Below are 16,215 nucleotides of genomic sequence, written 5' to 3' on the forward strand. Positions count from 1 at the left end.
ATGCGGAGGAAGTGGGATGCGCGCAACGCGATCGAAATGGATGCGCCGCGCGGCCATCATCCTCGGCATCCTGATCGCACTTGGCCTTGCCGCACGCTTCGTGCTGCCGTCCTTACTCGACCGCACCTATTATAGCGGCCCCGTCAGCGATCATTTCGACGGCCAGCGTTTCTTCAACCCGGAGGGACAGTTCGGCAGCGGCGGATCGCAGAAGGTGATGACGCCGGCGCGGATCTGGCGCGCAATCACCGGCGCGCCCGGCCCCGGCTGGCCGAAGTCGGCGCCGGTTCGTCAGACGAAACCGGCGGCACGCGTCGCGGGCGACGATCTGCGCGTCATCTGGATCGGCCATGCGACCGTCCTTATCCAGACGCAGGGGCTCAATATCCTGACCGATCCGGTCTGGGCCGACCGGGTCGGGCCGCTCGGCATCACCGGCCCGGTCCGCACCCGCGCGCCGGGCGTGCGGCTGGGCGATCTGCCGCCGATCGATCTGATCCTGATCAGCCACAATCACTACGATCATATGGACCTCGACACGATCGAGGCGCTGTGGAGACGCGATCGGCCGCTGATCTTCACCAGCCTGGGCAACGATACGCTGCTGAAGGATCGCGACATCGCGTCGGTCACGCGCGACTGGGGCGGGGGGGTGCCGGTGCGGTCGGGCGTCTCGGTGATCGTCGAGCGCGTGCATCACTGGGGCTCGCGGTGGGGATCGGATCGCAACCGTGCGTTGTGGAGCGGCTTCACGTTGAAACTGCCCGGCGGCAACATCTTCTTCGCGGGCGATACCGGCTGGGGCGACGGCGCCTGGGTGCGCGAAACGGCGAAGCATGGACCCTATCGTCTCGCGATCCTGCCGATCGGCGCCTACCATCCGCGCGATGTGTTCAGCGGCAACCATATCGATCCGCAGCAGTCGACCACGGTGTTCCAGCAACTGGCCGCGCGGCAGGCGCTGGGCATCCATTGGGGCACCTTCCAGTTGACCGAGGAGGCGATGGACGAACCGCGCGCGGAACTTGCCCGCGTGGTCCGTGCGCGCCGCATCGATCCGTCGCGATTCCGCACCCTTCTGCCCGGCCAGAGCTGGGACGTTCCGAAATAGGATTCGAAACAGTGCCTTAGCGGCGGAACCTGCCGCGCCTTCGTGCGATTCATCTGGCGTTCACTTGGGAGGTGACGACGATGCGACTGGCTCTGGCGATGGCAGGGGGACTTGGACTCGGTGGCGTGATCATGCTCGCCCCGCTTGCGGCGGGTGCGCCGGCCGAAGAACCCGTTGTCGAAACGTCGACGGATCATGCCCCGCAGAAGGGCACGATCCGCATTCACGGCAAGGAATTCAAACTGGTTTACGCGATCCGCTGAGGTGCTTTCCGCGGTGCGGTCTCTGGCACGAACAGGGTCGTGACCAAAGCCACGCCCATGCACCCGGCAACATACCAGAAGAACGCCGCTTCATAGCCCGCGCTCTTGAAGCCGAGCGCCACCGATTCCGCGGTTCCCCCGAAAAACGCCTGGCTGATCGCATAAGGCAGGCCGACGCCCAGCGCGCGGACATGCGGGGGGAACATCTCCGCCTTCACCACCGCGCTCGTCGCGCTCGATCCAGAAATGACCAGATAGGCTGCGCAGATCAGGAAGAAGGCGGCCGTTCCGCTGCCCGCCGCGCCGATCGCGGTGAACAGGGGCACCGTAGTCAGCACACCCATCACCCAGGTCCAGTAGAGCAGGGGCTTGCGCCCGACCCGATCGGATAGTGCGCCCAGCATCGGCTGGATCACGATGTAGAAGATCAACGCGGCCGAGCAGACCAGCGACGCCTTGTCCTTCGCGAAGCCTGCCGATGCGACCAGATATTTCTGCATGTAGGTGGTGAAGGCGTAGAAGCTGACATTGCTGCCGATCGACAGGCCGAACACCAGAGCGACCTGCTTGGGATGTTCGCGGATCAGCGTCAGGAAGCCGCCCTTCTTGCGCTCGCCCGTGGACTCCTCGACGAAGTCCGGGGTCTCGTCGATCCCGCGCCGCAGCCAGAATACGCTCACCGCCAGCACCGCGCCGGTCGCGAAGGCGAAGCGCCAGCCCCATTCCTCAAGCTGCGCTTCGGTCAGGAATACGAACTGCAGCAGCACGAGCAGGCCGAGCGCGAGCAATTGCCCCGCGATCAGGGTCACATATTGGAAGCTGGACCAGAAGCCGCGTTTCTCGGGCGGCGCGATCTCGGTCAGGTAGGTCGCCGCCGTCCCGAACTCGCCGCCCAGGCTTAGGCCCTGCGCCATGCGCGCGACGGTCAGCAGGATCGGCGCCCAGATTCCGATGCTGGCATAAGTGGGCGAGCAGGTGATGATCAGCGATCCTGCGCACATCAGCATGATCGACCAGGTCAGCGCCGCTTTGCGTCCATATTTGTCGGCGGCAAGGCCCAGCACCCAGCCGCCTAGCGGCCGCATGACGAAGCCGATCGCGAAGACGATGCTGGTCGACAGCAATTGCGCGGTCGGATCGTCCTGCGGGAAGAAGCTCTTGGCGAAATAGAGCGAGAAAGCCGAATAGACGTACCAGTCATACCATTCGACCAGATTGCCCAGCGACCCGCCGACGACCGAGCGGACGGCGTGGCGGGGTGCGGGCTTTGCGCTCACTCGAACAGCCCCAATCCCATTACCTCGACCTCATCGAGCACGATCCCGAACACGAAGTTGAGCCGCAACCGATAGGCGGTCGCGCTCTCGATCTCGGCCTCGACATGCTGGTCGCCGTTGCGGCGGGTGTAATGCGTGTCGGTCAGACTCGCGAAGCCCGAGGGGAGGACGAGGCTGACGACCGACAGGGTCGTGAAGCGCGTTTCCGGGCGCGTCGAGGTCCAGTGGTTCGCCATCTCCAGATCGGCGCTCGCCACCGGTTCCAGCGTGAAGCTGTATTGCGGCTGCCACTCATCGAGGAGCGTGCGCCCGTCGGTGAGCGCGGGATGGCCCTTGCGCTCGAGGAACCAGCCATGATCCTCATGGGTCGACAGGCGATAGCGCGAACCGTCGGGCGCCTCGACTTCCGGCCCGGCGATCAGCGGCATCGGCGGCGAATAGCTGCCGCCGAAGCCCGCATCCGCGATCCATTGCATCCCGTCGATCGTGACGAGGTTCAGCGTGTGCGTCTTGGGCGGCACGCCGTCCGCCATCAGCCACACCCGCGCGAGCAGCGGCCGCGCGTCGAATCCGATCGCGGTCAGCGCGCGCAGGAACAGCTGGTTCTGTTCGAAACAATAACCGCCGCGCCGCTTGTGGACGAGCTTTTCGAACACATGCTCGGGATCGAGGCTGATTCCGCGCCCCAGCCGGACGTCGAGATTTTCGAACGGGATCGACAGCCGGTGTTGGCGCTGCACGGCGGCAAGGCCGGCGGCATCCGCCTCGGGAACGAGGCCCAGGCCGATGCGCGCGAGATAGGCGTCGAGGTCGATGGGGGCGCTTATTTGCACGCGCCGGTCCGCTGTCCGCCGCCAGTGGTGATGATCTTCACGGGTTTTCCGTCCTTGGTGCCTGTCGATGTGGTGGCGATCGTATAGCTGTTGGGCGTGTAGGTGCCCTTCGATGCGATCATCAACCCATCGGGGAAGCGTTTGTTGGTGCAGAAGGTGTCATAGACGAACTTGCCGCCCTCCATCGCGAATTTGCGCGGCTTGCACACCGCGGCGTCATCCTGCGTCAGCAGCGCTTCGGGGCGGCTGGTGGCCTGAGCGGCGGTGAAGCAGCTCTTCCGCTTGCTGTTGCCCGCGAACATCTTGACCACCCATTGCGGCACGCCCGGCACTTCGGCGCTGACCATGTCGGTCCAGTGCGACCATTGGCCGGGCGCGAAGCCATCGGCGAAAGCGGCCGCCGGCGCGGTGGCCAGCAACATCGTCAGACAGATACGAAAGCGGTTCATCGGCACCTTCACCCCAAAGCTGGCGCGACCCTAGCGCGTGGCGATGGCGGTGCAAGTGCGCGGCGTCACACCGCACAAATCCTCCCCCGGAGGGGGAGGGGAACCGCGAAGCGGTGGAGGGGTATTTGAGGCCGGGCGGTTCGCTGCCGGCCAATACCCCTCCGTCAGTCCTGCGGACTGCCACCTCCCCCGCCGGGGGAGGATCTAATTGGCCATCGCCGCAAGATATTCCGCGCTGCCCCGCGGCTGCGGCTTCTTGCGCGGATCGTAGAAGGGGGAGAGCAGCTTGAGCATCTCGCGCTGCCCTGATTTCTTGCGCCGCGCGCGATATTCGGCCTCCTCGGCGATCGAGGCCGCGCGTTCCGCTTCGGTCATGTCGGCGCGGTCGACCGCCAGCATATAATCGGCGACGCGGCGGCTGTGCGCCATCAGGTGGCGGATCGCGGCGAACAGACCCTTGATCCGATCGACATAGCCGCCGCCCGCCGCCTTCAACACGTCATAGCAGACGGTGCGATGCTCGAATTCCTCGGCCAGATGCCATTTCCACAGCCGCACCAGCCGCTCGTCCGCGCCTTCGAGCAGGTCGTCCGCTTCCTCGAACAGGAAACGCGCATAGACGATGCCGACGCTTTCGAAGCCCTCGCAATAGGCCGCGTTCCACACGAGCGGCTTTTCGGCGAGGAAGCGATCATAGTCGGCGTTGAGCGCGGCTTCATAGTCGCGCACCTTGGGATAGCGGCCATAGAGCGCCTTGTTGAAGGCGCGGTGCTGGCGATAGTGATTGCCTTCCTGCGCGCAGAACAAAGCGGCGTCCGCCTTCAGTGCGGCATCGCCATGCTTGTCGGCAACGCGCGTCACGACCTTGTTGAGATAGGTTTCGATCGGCACCAGCCCGGTCGAGGTCGCGTTGCTGATCTGCACGAAGGCGCGGTTGGGCGCCCAGTGGGGCAGGGCATCGGTGAAGTCGATCTTCGGCTTGCGCACGATCATGGCAGCTTCTCCAGAAAGGCCAGCAGATCCGCGACGAACAGGTCGGGCACCTCCATCGCCGCGAAATGCCCGCCCATCTCCGGCTCTGCCCAATGGACGATGTTATAGCGCGGCTCGACGATCGAACGCGGCGACTTCATGATCTCATAGGGGTAGTTGGCGATCCCGCAGGGCGGCGTGATCGGTGCTTGGCTCGACGGATTGCGGAACATGTCGCGGTACAGCCGCACCGAACTGCCGATGCAATTGGTCGCCCAATAGAGCGCGACTCCGTCGAGGATGTGCTGGTCGCGCGCCAGCGGCTTGCCGGCCGCGTCGCGCCCGCTCCACGCGATGAACTTCTCGCCGATCCACGCGAGCAGGCCCAGCGGCGAATCCGCGAGGCCGACCGCCAGCGTTTGGGGTCGCGTGCCCTGAATTGCCTGATAGCCCGAACCGTCCATCCGCATCCGATCGCTGCGCGCGATCCACGCTTTTTCCGTCTCGGTCGCGGTCTCGCGGATCGGGTCGCCGGGCATCACCATCATCGGCACCATGTTCACGTGGACGCCGATCAGCCTGTCCGCGTGGAACCGGCCCATTTCGGACGCGATCACGCTGCCCCAGTCGCCGCCCTGCACGACGAAGCGATCATGGCCGAGCGCGGCCATCAGATCGACCATCACGTCGCCGATCCCGCGCGGCGGCAGGTCGCTTTCGAGATCGCGGGTCGAAAAACCGTAGCCGGGCAGCGACGGGCAGACGATGTCGAGTGGCTTGCCGCTGGCGATCAGCAGATCGATCGCGTCGCCGAACTCGAGATAGGAACCCGGCCAGCCGTGGAGCAGCAGCAACGGCAGGCGATCGGCCGCCGCGCCCGTCGTCACGCGGACGAAGTGGGTCGTCTGCCCGCGGATCGGCAGGGTGAAGGCGGGGTGCCGGTTCGCCCGCGCCTCGAACGCCGCCCAATCGAACGCCTCGAACCCGGCCTTGAGCCGCGCCAGATCGACCGGCGCGATCCCCATGCCGCCATCCGGATCGACCGCGACGGGCGCCGCGCGACTATTGGCCAGACGCGCCTTGAGGTCTTCGATCATCGCCGCCTCCGCGGCGAAGCGGAAGGGGGCGGGGGCCGTCACGACAGGCTCGGATCCAGCAGGATCTTGCAGTCCTTCGGCGCCTTGCCCAGTTCCTCGAACGCAGCGGGAAAGGCGTCGAAGCCGACCGATCGGCTGTGCATCGGCGCGACATCGATCCGCCGCCGCGCGATCGCATCGATCACCGCCGCGAAATCGCCCTCGCCATAAGCCTGGCTGAACTTGATCGTGACTTCCTTGCCGAGCGCCGCGAGCGGGTTGATCGCGTCGTCGCCCATGCACACACCCGCCACGACCACCTGGCCGCGCACGCCGGCATAGCCGACCGCCTGCTTGAGCAGCCCCGGATTGCCGACACATTCGAACACGATTTCCGGCGCGCGGCCGGTGATCGCGGCGAAGCGCGCGGAGACGTCCTCACTCTTGGGATCGATCACCGCGGTCGCGCCCAGATCGATCGCCAGCGCGCGCCTAACCGGGCTTGGCTCGCTGACCACCACATGCCGCGCGCCCTTCATCCGCGCGAACAGGGCCGTCGCCGCACCGATCGGGCCGAGGCCCATGATCAGGACCGTGCTGTTGCTTTTCACCCCGGCCATCTCGACTGCGTGGTGCGCGACCGCCAGCGGCTCGACCATCGCGCCTTCGATGAACGACACGCCTTCGGGCAGGCGCTGGAGCATGTGCCGATCGACCGCGACATATTCGGCATAGGCGCCGGGCCGATCGGGTCGCGCGCCGATGAAGGCGACGCCGGTGCACAAAGACGGCAGATCGGCATCGCACGCCGCGCAATTCTTGCACGAAAGAACGGGCAGGGCGGTCACGCGCTCGCCGACTTTCCAGCCGTCCATGTCGCTGCCCAGCGCCACGATCGATCCGGCGAATTCGTGGCCGAAGATCGTGCCCTTGGGCATGCGGTTGAGCTGCTTCATGTGCAGGTCGGATCCGCAGATGCCTGCGCCCGCCACCTGCAGGATCGCCTGTCCGGCCTTCGGCGTCGGATCGTCGACCCGTTCGATCACCAGCGGCACATCGGCCGACATATAGACTGCAGCGCGCATCCTCGATCCCTTTTCAGCTATCTCTTTTGCCGGGGACCATATCGGCCCGCCGACGTCAGCGAAAGCGATTCAGGCGGCGCGCGAGCGGCTGGAGACGATGGGGTATCCAATCGCGGACGAAATGTTCGAAAGCGACCCGGCGATCGGGTCGATCGTCGGTGCCCGGCCGCATGCGAAAATTGGTGGTGCGGCTGGGCAGGCTGGCGACGCCGTGTTCGGGGGCGGTGTAATAATAGGTCGCGATCGACCGGCGCGATCGATCGGGTGGGCAGGCGAGCGGGCTCGGATGGCCGTGAAAGCTGTCGAGCGCGGTGTTGAAGATCACCGCGCGTCCCAGCACCGGCGCGATGCTTGCCACCGGCCCGGTCATCGCCTTGTCCCACAATTCCAGATCGCCGCCCCATTCGGGCCGCCAATCGTCGTTCAGGTAGATGAGCAGGTTCAGCCGCCGCTCCAGCCGCATGATCCGGTGGACGTTGAAATCGGCATGCACGCCCAGATGCCCGCCGGTCAGAGTCTCGTGCAGCCCGCCGCCGGTGAAATAGGGATCGGGCACCAGCCCGGCGATCCCGGTCAGTTCCTCCAGAAAAGCGAGGAAGGGGCGGGCATTGAGTTGCGCCAGCAGGTTTCGCGCCCGCGCATCGTCGATCTCCTCGGGCGCATATTGATATTTGCGCCGCTCCTGATCGCGGTCGAACGCCGATTTGTCGGCGCGATCGGGATAGGCGGCGGCGACGGTGCGCAGGATCGCGGGATCGAGGAAGCCGTCGATCACGATATGCGGGAAGGGCTCGGCTGTCCGATAGTGCTCCGCCAGGCCGGCGCCTGCTGCCCGACACTGCGCCTCTTCGAAGCGCGGGGCGCCGTCGCGATCGTCGAAGGTGAGCAGCGGATCCATCGCCGCACCCTATCGCCGCGCCTGCCTGCGACAAATCGATTTTGATGGGTGGAACAAAAGGCGTCCGTGCCCCATATTGGCGTCATGGTCATCCAGATCCGCACCACACTCGACGAGCCGGATACCGGCCAAAGCTTCATCCCGCACCGCCCCGAGCGCCCCGAAAAGACTGAGGGCGGCAAGGCGTTCAAGCTCGTGTCCGAGTACGAGCCGTCGGGCGACCAGCCGACCGCGATCGCCGAACTGGTGTCGCAGGCGGAGGCGGGGGAGCGCGATCAGGTGCTGCTGGGCGTCACCGGTTCGGGCAAGACCTTCACGATGGCGAGCGTTGTGCAGCGGCTGCAGCGCCCTGCGCTGGTCCTCGCGCCCAACAAGATTCTCGCCGCGCAGCTGTACGGAGAGTTCAAGCAATTCTTCCCCGACAATGCGGTCGAATTCTTCGTCAGCTATTACGACTATTACCAGCCGGAGGCGTACGTCCCGCGGTCGGACACCTATATCGAGAAGGAAAGCTCGGTGAACGAGGCGATCGATCGGATGCGCCATTCGGCCACCCGATCGCTGCTCGAACGCGACGACGTGCTGATCGTCGCGTCGGTTTCGTGCCTCTACGGTATCGGTTCGGTCGAAACCTATTCGGCGATGATCTTCGATCTGAAGAAGGGCCAGACGGTCGATCAGCGCGAGATCATCAGGAAGCTCGTCGCGCTCCAGTACAAGCGCAACGACGCCGCGTTCGGGCGCGGCAATTTCCGCGTGCGCGGGGACAATCTCGAAATCTTCCCCTCGCATTATGAGGATAGCGCGTGGCGCGTCGCCTTCTTCGGGGATGAGATCGAGGAGATCGTCGAGTTCGATCCGCTCACCGGCAAGAAGGCGGCGAGCCTCAATTCGGTCCGGGTGTTCGCGAACAGCCACTATGTTACGCCGGGGCCGACGATGAAGCAGGCGAGCGAGGCGATCCGCTTCGAACTGACCGAGCGGCTGAAGGAACTTCAGGCTGAGGGCAAATTGCTGGAGGCGCAGCGGCTGGAGCAGCGCACCAATTTCGATTTGGAGATGATCGCCGCCACCGGTTCGTGCGCGGGGATCGAGAATTACAGCCGCTTCCTCACCGGCCGCATGCCCGGTGAGCCGCCGCCCACCCTGTTCGAATATCTGCCCGACAATGCGCTTCTCTTTATCGACGAGAGCCATCAGACGATCGGCCAGATCAACGGCATGGCGCGGGGCGATCACCGGCGGAAGATCACGCTCGCCGAATATGGCTTCCGCCTGCCCAGCTGCATCGACAACCGCCCGTTGCGCTTCAACGAGTGGGAGGTGATGCGCCCGCAGACCGTCTATGTCTCCGCAACCCCCGGCAATTGGGAAATGGAGCAGACCGGCGGCGTCTTTGCCGAACAGGTGATCCGTCCGACCGGCCTGATCGATCCGCCGGTCGAAATCCGCCCGATTGAAAGCCAGGTCGACGACCTCGTTCACGAAGCGCGTGAGACGGCGAAGAAGGGCTATCGCATCCTCGTCACCACGCTCACCAAGCGGATGGCCGAGGATCTGACCGAATATCTGCACGAGGCGGGTCTCAAGGTCCGTTACATGCATTCGGACGTCGAGACGCTGGAGCGTATCGAGCTGATCCGCGACCTGCGGCTGGGCGTCTATGACATTCTGGTCGGCATCAACCTGCTGCGCGAAGGTTTGGACATTCCCGAATGCGGCCTCGTCGCGATCCTCGATGCGGACAAAGAAGGTTTTCTGCGTTCCGAAACCTCGCTGGTCCAGACGATCGGCCGCGCGGCGCGTAACGTCGACGGGCGCGTGATCCTCTATGCCGACAGCATCACCGGATCGATGGAACGCGCGATGGCGGAAACGCAGCGCCGCCGCGAGAAGCAGCAGGCGTACAATGCTGAACATGGCATCACGCCGGAAACGATCCGCCGCAACATCACCGACATCGTCGGCCATCTGGCGTCGAAGGATCAGGTGACGGTCGACACGGGGCTGGAGGACCGGCCCCACATGGTCGGCCACAATCTGCGCGCGTATATCGAGGAACTCGAAGCCAAGATGCGCGCCGCCGCCGCCGATCTGGAGTTCGAGGAGGCCGGCCGCCTGCGCGACGAGATCCGCAAGCTGGAGCAGGAAGAACTCGGCCTGCCGGTCGACGAGCATTACGCCCCGGTCAAGGCGCACGCTACCGGCGGCAAGCCGGGCACGCGCACGACGCGTTACGGCAATGCCCGCAAGGCGAAGGCCGCGAAGGGGCGGCGCTAGCGGGCTTTCTTACAAAGCCCGCGCCACGCGGAAGCCCGATGACGTGCTTTTGACTTCGGCGGCGACCGCCATGCGGCGGGCGCTGCGCACGTCGGCGGGTTCGTTGTGGAAACTGCCGCCGCGCACCGCCCGCATCGGGCAGCCGGGGGTGATGTTGGGCGCGCCGTCACTGCCGACGCCGAAATAGCCGACGTCGACGCAATCGAGCGTCCATTCGGATGCGTTGCCGTGCATGTCGTACAAGCCGAAGGCGTTGGGCGGGAAGCCGCCGACCGGTACTGTCTGCTTATAGCTGTCGAGGATATTGGCGTCGTCGGTCAGGACCGCGTCGCCGGTGTTCCACGGCGTCGATGTCCGCGCGCGCGCCGCATATTCCCATTCGGCCTCGGACGGCAGGAAATAACGTTTGCCCGTCTTCTTGCTCAGCCATTCGACATAGCGGCGCGCGTCGAACCATGTCGTGTTGACGACCGGGCGCTTGCCACGGCCCCAACCATTGTCGGCGACACGCGCACAGCCGCCTTCGGCGACGCAGGCGTCCCATTCGTCGAAGGTCACTTCATATTTGCCCATCGCGAAGGCATTGGCGATCCGCACGGTGCGGGTCGGCCCCTCATTAGGCTTGCGGTCCATCTCAGCCGAGGTCGATCCCATCGTGAAGCTGCCCGCAGGCAGCACGACCATCGCCGGACACAGTTCGCAATCCTGAATGACGGCGCCTCGCGCGCGTGCCGGCGCGGTCGGCGCGATCATCGACGCGCTGGTGCGCCCATCCTCGCTCGATTCGATCTTCTTGACGGCGGCGGTGCGCAGTTGCTCGGCGGTCGCGACGGCGCCGACGATATTGTCCTTTCCTCGGGTAAGCGCGGCGTTCAGTTTGCCTAAGCTGACCGGTTTACCCTGCCACGTAAGCGGCATGCTGATCCGCGCCAGATAGGGGCCGCCGCCGGCGACAAAGCTGCCATAGCTGACGAAGTATCCGTTGTTGCGAGACATGCCGGATCCGGCCACAGGCGTCGCCGTTGAACAGTCGTCGCCCGCAACGATGAAAATGAGGAGACCGGGCTGCTTCGCCTCGGCCCAGGTTTCGAACGTCCACTGGCTGTTCTTGGTGGTCGGGAAGCGATAGCATTGGCTGACGAGGTCCGGGTCGGTCTGCGTCCATTCGGCCGGGTTCATCTTCATCGTGATCTGGCCCGCCTGACCGGCGGCGCCCGGCCAATCCAAAATGGTCGCGGGCTTGTCGTCCTTCAGGTCCTTTTCCGACGGCCAAGCGCCGAGCGTCACATTGATCGTCATCACCTGATCGCCGCGTTTGATCTCGACAGGTACGGAGGTGCCGGGGGCCATTTCCGCGACGATCTCGACCAGGGTCTTGGCGCTGTTGAGCTTCTGCCCGCCGATCGATGTCATCAGGTCACCCTGCTGGAGGCCGGCGCTCGCCGCTGGGCCTCCGGCATAGAGGCTCATTACATAGTCGCCAGCGGCGCTGAAACCGAGAGGATTGAAGTGGGTTGTAGCTGCGCCCAGGAAACCCTTGCCAGCCATTGATGCGACCGTCCGTTCGGTCGGCTTGCGAACGCCGCCAGCTTGCACCTCCGCATAGGCCCTCGCGAAATCTACAAGCGACTGGCGCACAGCGCCTTTCCCGCCATCGTCGAAAAAGGGCATCGGAATGGCGGTGGGCATATTCTCGTCAAAGATCACCTGGCCGTCGGGCGTGGTCACCTTGTATCGGATTTGCGAGTTCGTCAGGCTTTGCGAAATCATCTCCACATCGAGCCGGTTGCGTCCGCCGGTCAGCTTCTCGCGCAGCAATTCGATGAAGTAGCGCGCTGCGGCGTTCGAACCCCAGCGTGTGTTGGCATTCTTGTCGCCGCCGATCGCGCTGCCCAGCGTCAGTCCGGCAATCGCCGGCGGTTCGGCGGGGGCCTCGGCGGCGGAGGCGGGGGCCGTGCCAGATACCAGAATGGCGCACCACAGCAGGAGCGCACCGATCCGCATCGCCCAAATGCTCGTCACCGTCATTCCCCCGTTCTCAGCGCGTTCCCGTCGGCGTCCGCCGGCGGCAATATTGTTCGTCACGACCGCAATAAAATGTCCCGCGTCCCTGGACCTGCGTGCCTGATGTCACCGCAGCGTCGACCAGATCGCCCGACACGCCATAGCCGCAGCCCCAGGCGATCCCGCCATCGTTCAGATGCAAGGCCGGGCCGGGCGTGCTGCAATTGCCCACCCAGCGCAGCCATTTTTCGGGTGTTTCATATCCAGGCCCGGCGTTGGGACCGACTGCATGTCCCGGCGAACTCGAGGAGTGGAAGCAGGTATAGCGTCCTTCGCCCCTCGAGATGCACACCGACACCGCTTCGGGCACCGGGGGATAGCTTTTGGGCGGCGGCGGGGCGGGGCGCTGCGCTTGCCGGACAGGGGCAGGGGGCGGCGTGCTGGGAACCGGAGGCACAAAGCTCGCGCCCGATGGGCCAGTCGTCTGCGGCGTGGCGCGAACCGCAGTTTGCGGCACGGAGCGCACTGTCGTATTCGCGCTCGCCATCCGGGCGGGCGGCGCTGCGGTGGGCATTTGCTGGACGCTGCTCTGCTGTGCCGGCCGCCCCGACGCATTGGCCTGCCGCGCGGCAAGGATGCGGGCGTTGTTGGCGACGGCATCGCGCTGGGCCTGCGCCTGCGCCGCCTGACGCGCCTCGACCGCGCGGCGCGATGCTTCGGCGGCGGCCTGGCGTTGCGCCTGTTCGGCTTGCAGGCGCGCGCGGATCTGCGCCTGCTGCGCGTTGAATGCCGCCTGCTGGGCGCGATCGGCGGCCTGTTGGCGGGCCATGTCCTGCAGGCCGCTGTTGAGCGCGCCCATGAATGCGCCGATGATCATGCCCGTATTGTCGGGACGGTTCGCCTCCGCGGCGAGTTGCGCTTCGCGCTCGGCACGCGCCTGTTCTTCGGCCAACCGGCGTTGTTCTTCCGCAAGGCGGCGGCGCTCCTCCTCGGCCTGCCGTGCGGCCTCCACTACGGCGCGGCGCTGCTCGACCTGCGCCATCATCAGCGCCTTGCGATCCTTGCCGGCGCGCGTCGACGGTGCAGCTTCGACTACGGGCTCCGCGTTGGCGATCGGAGCGGGTTGGGGATCCGGTTCTGCCTGGGCGACGGGCACGATCTTGGGCGTGGCGATCAGCGAATATCCGCCCCGGCTGTTCGCGCTCGCGCCCCGCGCCATCAGAAGATATCGGCCGCCCGCCGCCGCCAGGGTGAAGCGCGCGCCCTCCTTGCGCTGGAGCGCGGCGGCATCGCATCGCGCCCCTCGCGCCACGCGGACTTCGCCGGCAAAGCCCTGCGCATTCATGCGGATGTCGTAATGTTCGCCCGGCTTGGTCATCAGCGCGAAGCAGCCGAAGGGGCGTCCTTCCTCATCGCGGGGCGATGCCGTTGCGATCGTGCCCTGCGCGGCGACGCCGGGCGACAGCATTCTTGGCGCGCCCGCGTCCGCAACTCCGGCCGCGAGCATCGCGACGATCATCGTCGAAATGCCCATTACGATACCCCCACTCGACACCCAGCCTAAGGCGGCGCCTGCGGGGGCGACAAGTAACAAAGTGTGTTCGGGTCGGCCCCCCTCCGAATGGGGGAGAAAGTGTCGCAATCGGGCATCGGGCACCACAATTCGTCGCATCGCCCACGAACCGTATTGCGTTGCAGCAACTTTGCTCGCACGTTTCCTGACAGGTCACGTCATCGATTCTGATGAAAGATGGCCGGCAACGATAAGGTCGCAATGACGATCCCCGAAACGCAGGCGGAATAAGGAGAATAGCAACCAAGCTTCCTGCGGAGCCATTGATGACCGATCCCACTTCGTCCCCGGCCGGCGCGTTCGTTCCCAGCCGCCGTCAGCTTCTCACCGCGATCGGCAAGGCCGGCGGTGCGGCGGCGCTCTATCATGCGATGACCGCGATGGGGCATGCTGAGCCGAGCCAGTTCCGCGGCCCGCCCAAGCTGAGCGGTGCGAAGAAGGGGGCTTCGGTCCTTGTCCTCGGCGCGGGCCTTGCGGGCATGCTCGCCGCCTATGAGCTGATGAAGGCGGGCTACAAGGTCCGGCTGCTTGAATATCAGAACCGCCCCGGCGGCCGTAACTGGACGGTGCGTGGTGGCGACGTCATTCAGGAAATCGGCGGCGCGGTGCAGAAGGTCGGCTTCTCGCCCGGCAATTATCTGAACCCCGGCCCGTGGCGCATCCCATATCACCACGAGGCGGTGCTGCATTACTGCCAGGAATTCGGCGTCGCGCTGGAGCCGTTCGTCCAGATCAACCACAATGGCTATGTCCACAGCAGCAAGGCGTTCGGCGGTAAGCCGGTGCGCTACGGCGCGGTCGGCGCCGACTTCAAGGGCCATGTCGCCGAACTGCTCGCCAAGGCGGTGAACAAGGGCGCGCTCGACGACAGCGTGACCAAGGAGGACAAGGACAAGCTGCTCGAAGCCATGAAGGGCTGGGGCATCCTCGACAAGGATATGAAGTACGTCAAAAGCCTGCGCACCTCGTCGTCGCGCGGCTATGATCGTCCGCCGGGCGGCGGCGTCAACGGCGCGCCGATCCCGTCGGAGCCGTACGGGCTTACCGACGTGCTCGATCCACGCATGTGGATGACGAACGCCTTCTATTTCAACAATGTGATGCAGACCTCGATGTTCCAGCCGGTCGGCGGCATGGACATGATCGGCAAGGGCTTCGCCAAGCAGCTGCCCGGCATGATCACCTACAATGCCAAGGTGACCAAGATCGCGCAGTCCGACAGCGGCGTGACGATCAGCTATGAGGATCTGTCGAAGGGTGGCGCGGTCAAGACGGCATCGGCCGACTATTGCGTCTGCACGATCCCGCTGACGATCCTGAGCCAGATCGAGGTGCAGGCCAGCCCCGAGATGATCGCCGCCATCAAGGGCGTGCCCTATCATTCGTCCTGCAAGGTCGGTCTCGAAATGAAGCGCCGCTTCTGGGAGGAGGATGAGAAGATCTATGGCGGGCACAGCTTCACCAACCAGTCGATCTCGCAGCTGAGCTATCCCAGCTGGGGCTTCTTCAAGAAGGGGCCGGCGGTGCTGCTGGGCGCCTATGCGGGCGGCGCGGCGGCCTATGCCTTCGGCGGCATGACCCCGGAACAGCGCGTCGAAGAGGCGCTGAAGCAGGGTTCGGTCTTCCACCCCGAAAGCTATCGCAAGGAGTTTATGAACGGCACCGCGGTGGCGTGGAGCCGGCTCCCCTGGATCGCGGCCTGTGCGACCAGCTGGAACGACGAGGCGCGCAAGGCGCATTATCAGAACCTGGTGAAGATCGATGGCCGCCTCGTCCTGGCCGGCGAACATGCGTCTTATATCGGCGCGTGGATGGAGGCGTCGCTGCTCTCCTCGCTCGACGCGATCCAGCGGCTCCACGCAATGGCGCAGGCTGCGTGATGCGGGGCATGGACAAGCAGCGCAAAGCCGTCCTCGCGGTGATCGCCACCGCGGCGCTGGCTTCCGCCGCCGGCGTGTTCGCGCAGGGGACGGGCGACACGTCGGGGCACGATCCGGGCGCGGGCGGGGCGACCGGGGAGGCCGTCTATCGCGAAGTCTGTCAGGCATGCCACATGCCGGCGGGCGAGGGCGGTTCGGGCGCGGCGGCGATCCCGGCGCTGGCGAAGAATGCCAAGCTGGCCGATGCCGACTGGATGGTCAGCACGATCGTCAAGGGACGCGGCGGCATGCCCACCTTCAACGGCATGCTGTCGCCCGAACAGATCGCCAGCGTCGCGACCTATGTGCGCGGCCATTTCGGCAATGCCTATTCGCCGCCGATAACGGTCGACGACGTGAAGCGGCTGACGCCCGAAAGCGAGGAATAAACGCAGGTTAAGTGGGGGAGGCGCGGTCGGGCAGGGTGCCCGGTCCGCGCCTTTCTCAATTGTTGCTCGGAATCGTTTGAGTCTCC

14 protein-coding genes are annotated in these 16,215 nt (G+C 65.5%); 5 read left to right on the top strand and 9 right to left on the bottom strand.

All coding sequences use genetic code 11. The features are described from left to right. Window positions 1-16: 16 nt before the first annotated feature. Entirely contained in the window at window positions 17-1,111 is a 1,095-nt protein-coding gene (locus EOD43_RS08160) for an MBL fold metallo-hydrolase (RefSeq protein WP_127742821.1), read from the top strand. Between the two features lie 80 nt (window positions 1,112-1,191). Next, window positions 1,192-1,374 (top strand): hypothetical protein, encoded by a 183-nt coding sequence (locus EOD43_RS08165; protein ID WP_127742823.1) that lies wholly within the window; start codon window positions 1,192-1,194, stop codon window positions 1,372-1,374. Here EOD43_RS08165 and EOD43_RS08170 read toward each other — a convergent pair. The 7 genes from EOD43_RS08170 to EOD43_RS08200 all read right to left on the bottom strand — a co-directional run bounded on the left by EOD43_RS08170 (window position 1,359) and on the right by EOD43_RS08200 (window position 7,964). Further along, window positions 1,359-2,651 (bottom strand): MFS transporter, encoded by a 1,293-nt coding sequence (locus EOD43_RS08170; RefSeq protein WP_127742825.1) that lies wholly within the window; start codon window positions 2,649-2,651, stop codon window positions 1,359-1,361. The two genes, EOD43_RS08165 and EOD43_RS08170, sit on opposite strands and share 16 nt — an antisense overlap. Next, entirely contained in the window at window positions 2,648-3,484 is an 837-nt protein-coding gene (locus tag EOD43_RS08175; RefSeq protein WP_338068992.1) for an arylamine N-acetyltransferase family protein, read from the bottom strand. The genes EOD43_RS08170 and EOD43_RS08175 overlap by 4 nt, the downstream gene beginning before the upstream one ends. Continuing rightward, window positions 3,475-3,933, bottom strand: a complete 459-nt coding sequence (locus EOD43_RS08180) for a DUF3617 domain-containing protein (protein WP_127742827.1) — start codon at window positions 3,931-3,933, stop codon at window positions 3,475-3,477. Before EOD43_RS08180 ends, EOD43_RS08175 begins: the two co-directional genes overlap by 10 nt. A gap of 204 nt (window positions 3,934-4,137) precedes the next feature. Then, window positions 4,138-4,926, bottom strand: a complete 789-nt coding sequence (locus tag EOD43_RS08185) for a metal-dependent hydrolase (RefSeq protein ID WP_127742829.1) — start codon at window positions 4,924-4,926, stop codon at window positions 4,138-4,140. Further along, entirely contained in the window at window positions 4,923-6,044 is a 1,122-nt protein-coding gene (locus EOD43_RS08190; protein ID WP_127742831.1) for an epoxide hydrolase family protein, read from the bottom strand. The genes EOD43_RS08185 and EOD43_RS08190 overlap by 4 nt, the downstream gene beginning before the upstream one ends. Beyond that, window positions 6,041-7,066, bottom strand: coding sequence for a zinc-dependent alcohol dehydrogenase (locus EOD43_RS08195; RefSeq protein WP_127742833.1), 1,026 nt, complete (start codon window positions 7,064-7,066; stop codon window positions 6,041-6,043). Before EOD43_RS08195 ends, EOD43_RS08190 begins: the two co-directional genes overlap by 4 nt. Before the next feature lie 55 nt (window positions 7,067-7,121). After that, window positions 7,122-7,964, bottom strand: a complete 843-nt coding sequence (locus tag EOD43_RS08200) for a 2OG-Fe(II) oxygenase (RefSeq protein WP_127742835.1) — start codon at window positions 7,962-7,964, stop codon at window positions 7,122-7,124. Between the two features lie 84 nt (window positions 7,965-8,048). Between EOD43_RS08200 and uvrB the strand changes: the two genes are divergently transcribed. Beyond that, window positions 8,049-10,244 carry an excinuclease ABC subunit UvrB gene (gene uvrB, locus EOD43_RS08205; RefSeq protein WP_127742837.1) on the top strand — a complete coding sequence of 732 codons (2,196 nt, stop codon included), beginning with the start codon at window positions 8,049-8,051 and terminating at the stop codon, window positions 10,242-10,244. 9 nt (window positions 10,245-10,253) lie between these two features. Here the strand turns inward: uvrB and EOD43_RS08210 are convergent, their stop codons facing one another. Next, window positions 10,254-12,266 carry an SUMF1/EgtB/PvdO family nonheme iron enzyme gene (locus tag EOD43_RS08210; protein WP_164857161.1) on the bottom strand — a complete coding sequence of 671 codons (2,013 nt, stop codon included), beginning with the start codon at window positions 12,264-12,266 and terminating at the stop codon, window positions 10,254-10,256. 16 nt (window positions 12,267-12,282) lie between these two features. Continuing rightward, entirely contained in the window at window positions 12,283-13,782 is a 1,500-nt protein-coding gene (locus EOD43_RS08215) for a hypothetical protein (RefSeq protein WP_127742841.1), read from the bottom strand. A 305-nt stretch (window positions 13,783-14,087) separates the two neighbouring features. Here EOD43_RS08215 and EOD43_RS08220 point away from each other — a divergent pair, with 305 nt between their 5' ends. Further along, on the top strand, window positions 14,088-15,701 hold the full coding sequence (locus tag EOD43_RS08220) for a flavin monoamine oxidase family protein (protein ID WP_127742843.1): 1,614 nt from the start codon (window positions 14,088-14,090) through the stop codon (window positions 15,699-15,701). Between the two features lie 8 nt (window positions 15,702-15,709). Beyond that, entirely contained in the window at window positions 15,710-16,129 is a 420-nt protein-coding gene (locus EOD43_RS08225) for a c-type cytochrome (protein ID WP_164857162.1), read from the top strand. Window positions 16,130-16,215: the final 86 nt, after the last annotated feature.

Source organism: Sphingomonas crocodyli (assembly GCF_004005865.1).
Lineage (GTDB): Bacteria > Pseudomonadota > Alphaproteobacteria > Sphingomonadales > Sphingomonadaceae > Rhizorhabdus > Rhizorhabdus crocodyli.

What these genes read in the sequence shown, in the direction of transcription:
- EOD43_RS08195 (WP_127742833.1), bottom strand. Translation starts at nt 7,066, where the DNA reads ATGCGCGCTGCAGTCTATATGTCGGCCGATGTGCCGCTGGTGATCGAA.
- EOD43_RS08160 (WP_127742821.1), top strand. Translation starts at nt 17, where the DNA reads ATGCGCGCAACGCGATCGAAATGGATGCGCCGCGCGGCCATCATCCTC.
- EOD43_RS08185 (WP_127742829.1), bottom strand. Translation starts at nt 4,926, where the DNA reads ATGATCGTGCGCAAGCCGAAGATCGACTTCACCGATGCCCTGCCCCAC.
- EOD43_RS08165 (WP_127742823.1), top strand. Translation starts at nt 1,192, where the DNA reads ATGCGACTGGCTCTGGCGATGGCAGGGGGACTTGGACTCGGTGGCGTG.
- uvrB (WP_127742837.1), top strand. Translation starts at nt 8,049, where the DNA reads ATGGTCATCCAGATCCGCACCACACTCGACGAGCCGGATACCGGCCAA.
- EOD43_RS08180 (WP_127742827.1), bottom strand. Translation starts at nt 3,933, where the DNA reads ATGAACCGCTTTCGTATCTGTCTGACGATGTTGCTGGCCACCGCGCCG.
- EOD43_RS08225 (WP_164857162.1), top strand. Translation starts at nt 15,710, where the DNA reads ATGGACAAGCAGCGCAAAGCCGTCCTCGCGGTGATCGCCACCGCGGCG.
- EOD43_RS08215 (WP_127742841.1), bottom strand. Translation starts at nt 13,782, where the DNA reads ATGGGCATTTCGACGATGATCGTCGCGATGCTCGCGGCCGGAGTTGCG.
- EOD43_RS08220 (WP_127742843.1), top strand. Translation starts at nt 14,088, where the DNA reads ATGACCGATCCCACTTCGTCCCCGGCCGGCGCGTTCGTTCCCAGCCGC.
- EOD43_RS08200 (WP_127742835.1), bottom strand. Translation starts at nt 7,964, where the DNA reads ATGGATCCGCTGCTCACCTTCGACGATCGCGACGGCGCCCCGCGCTTC.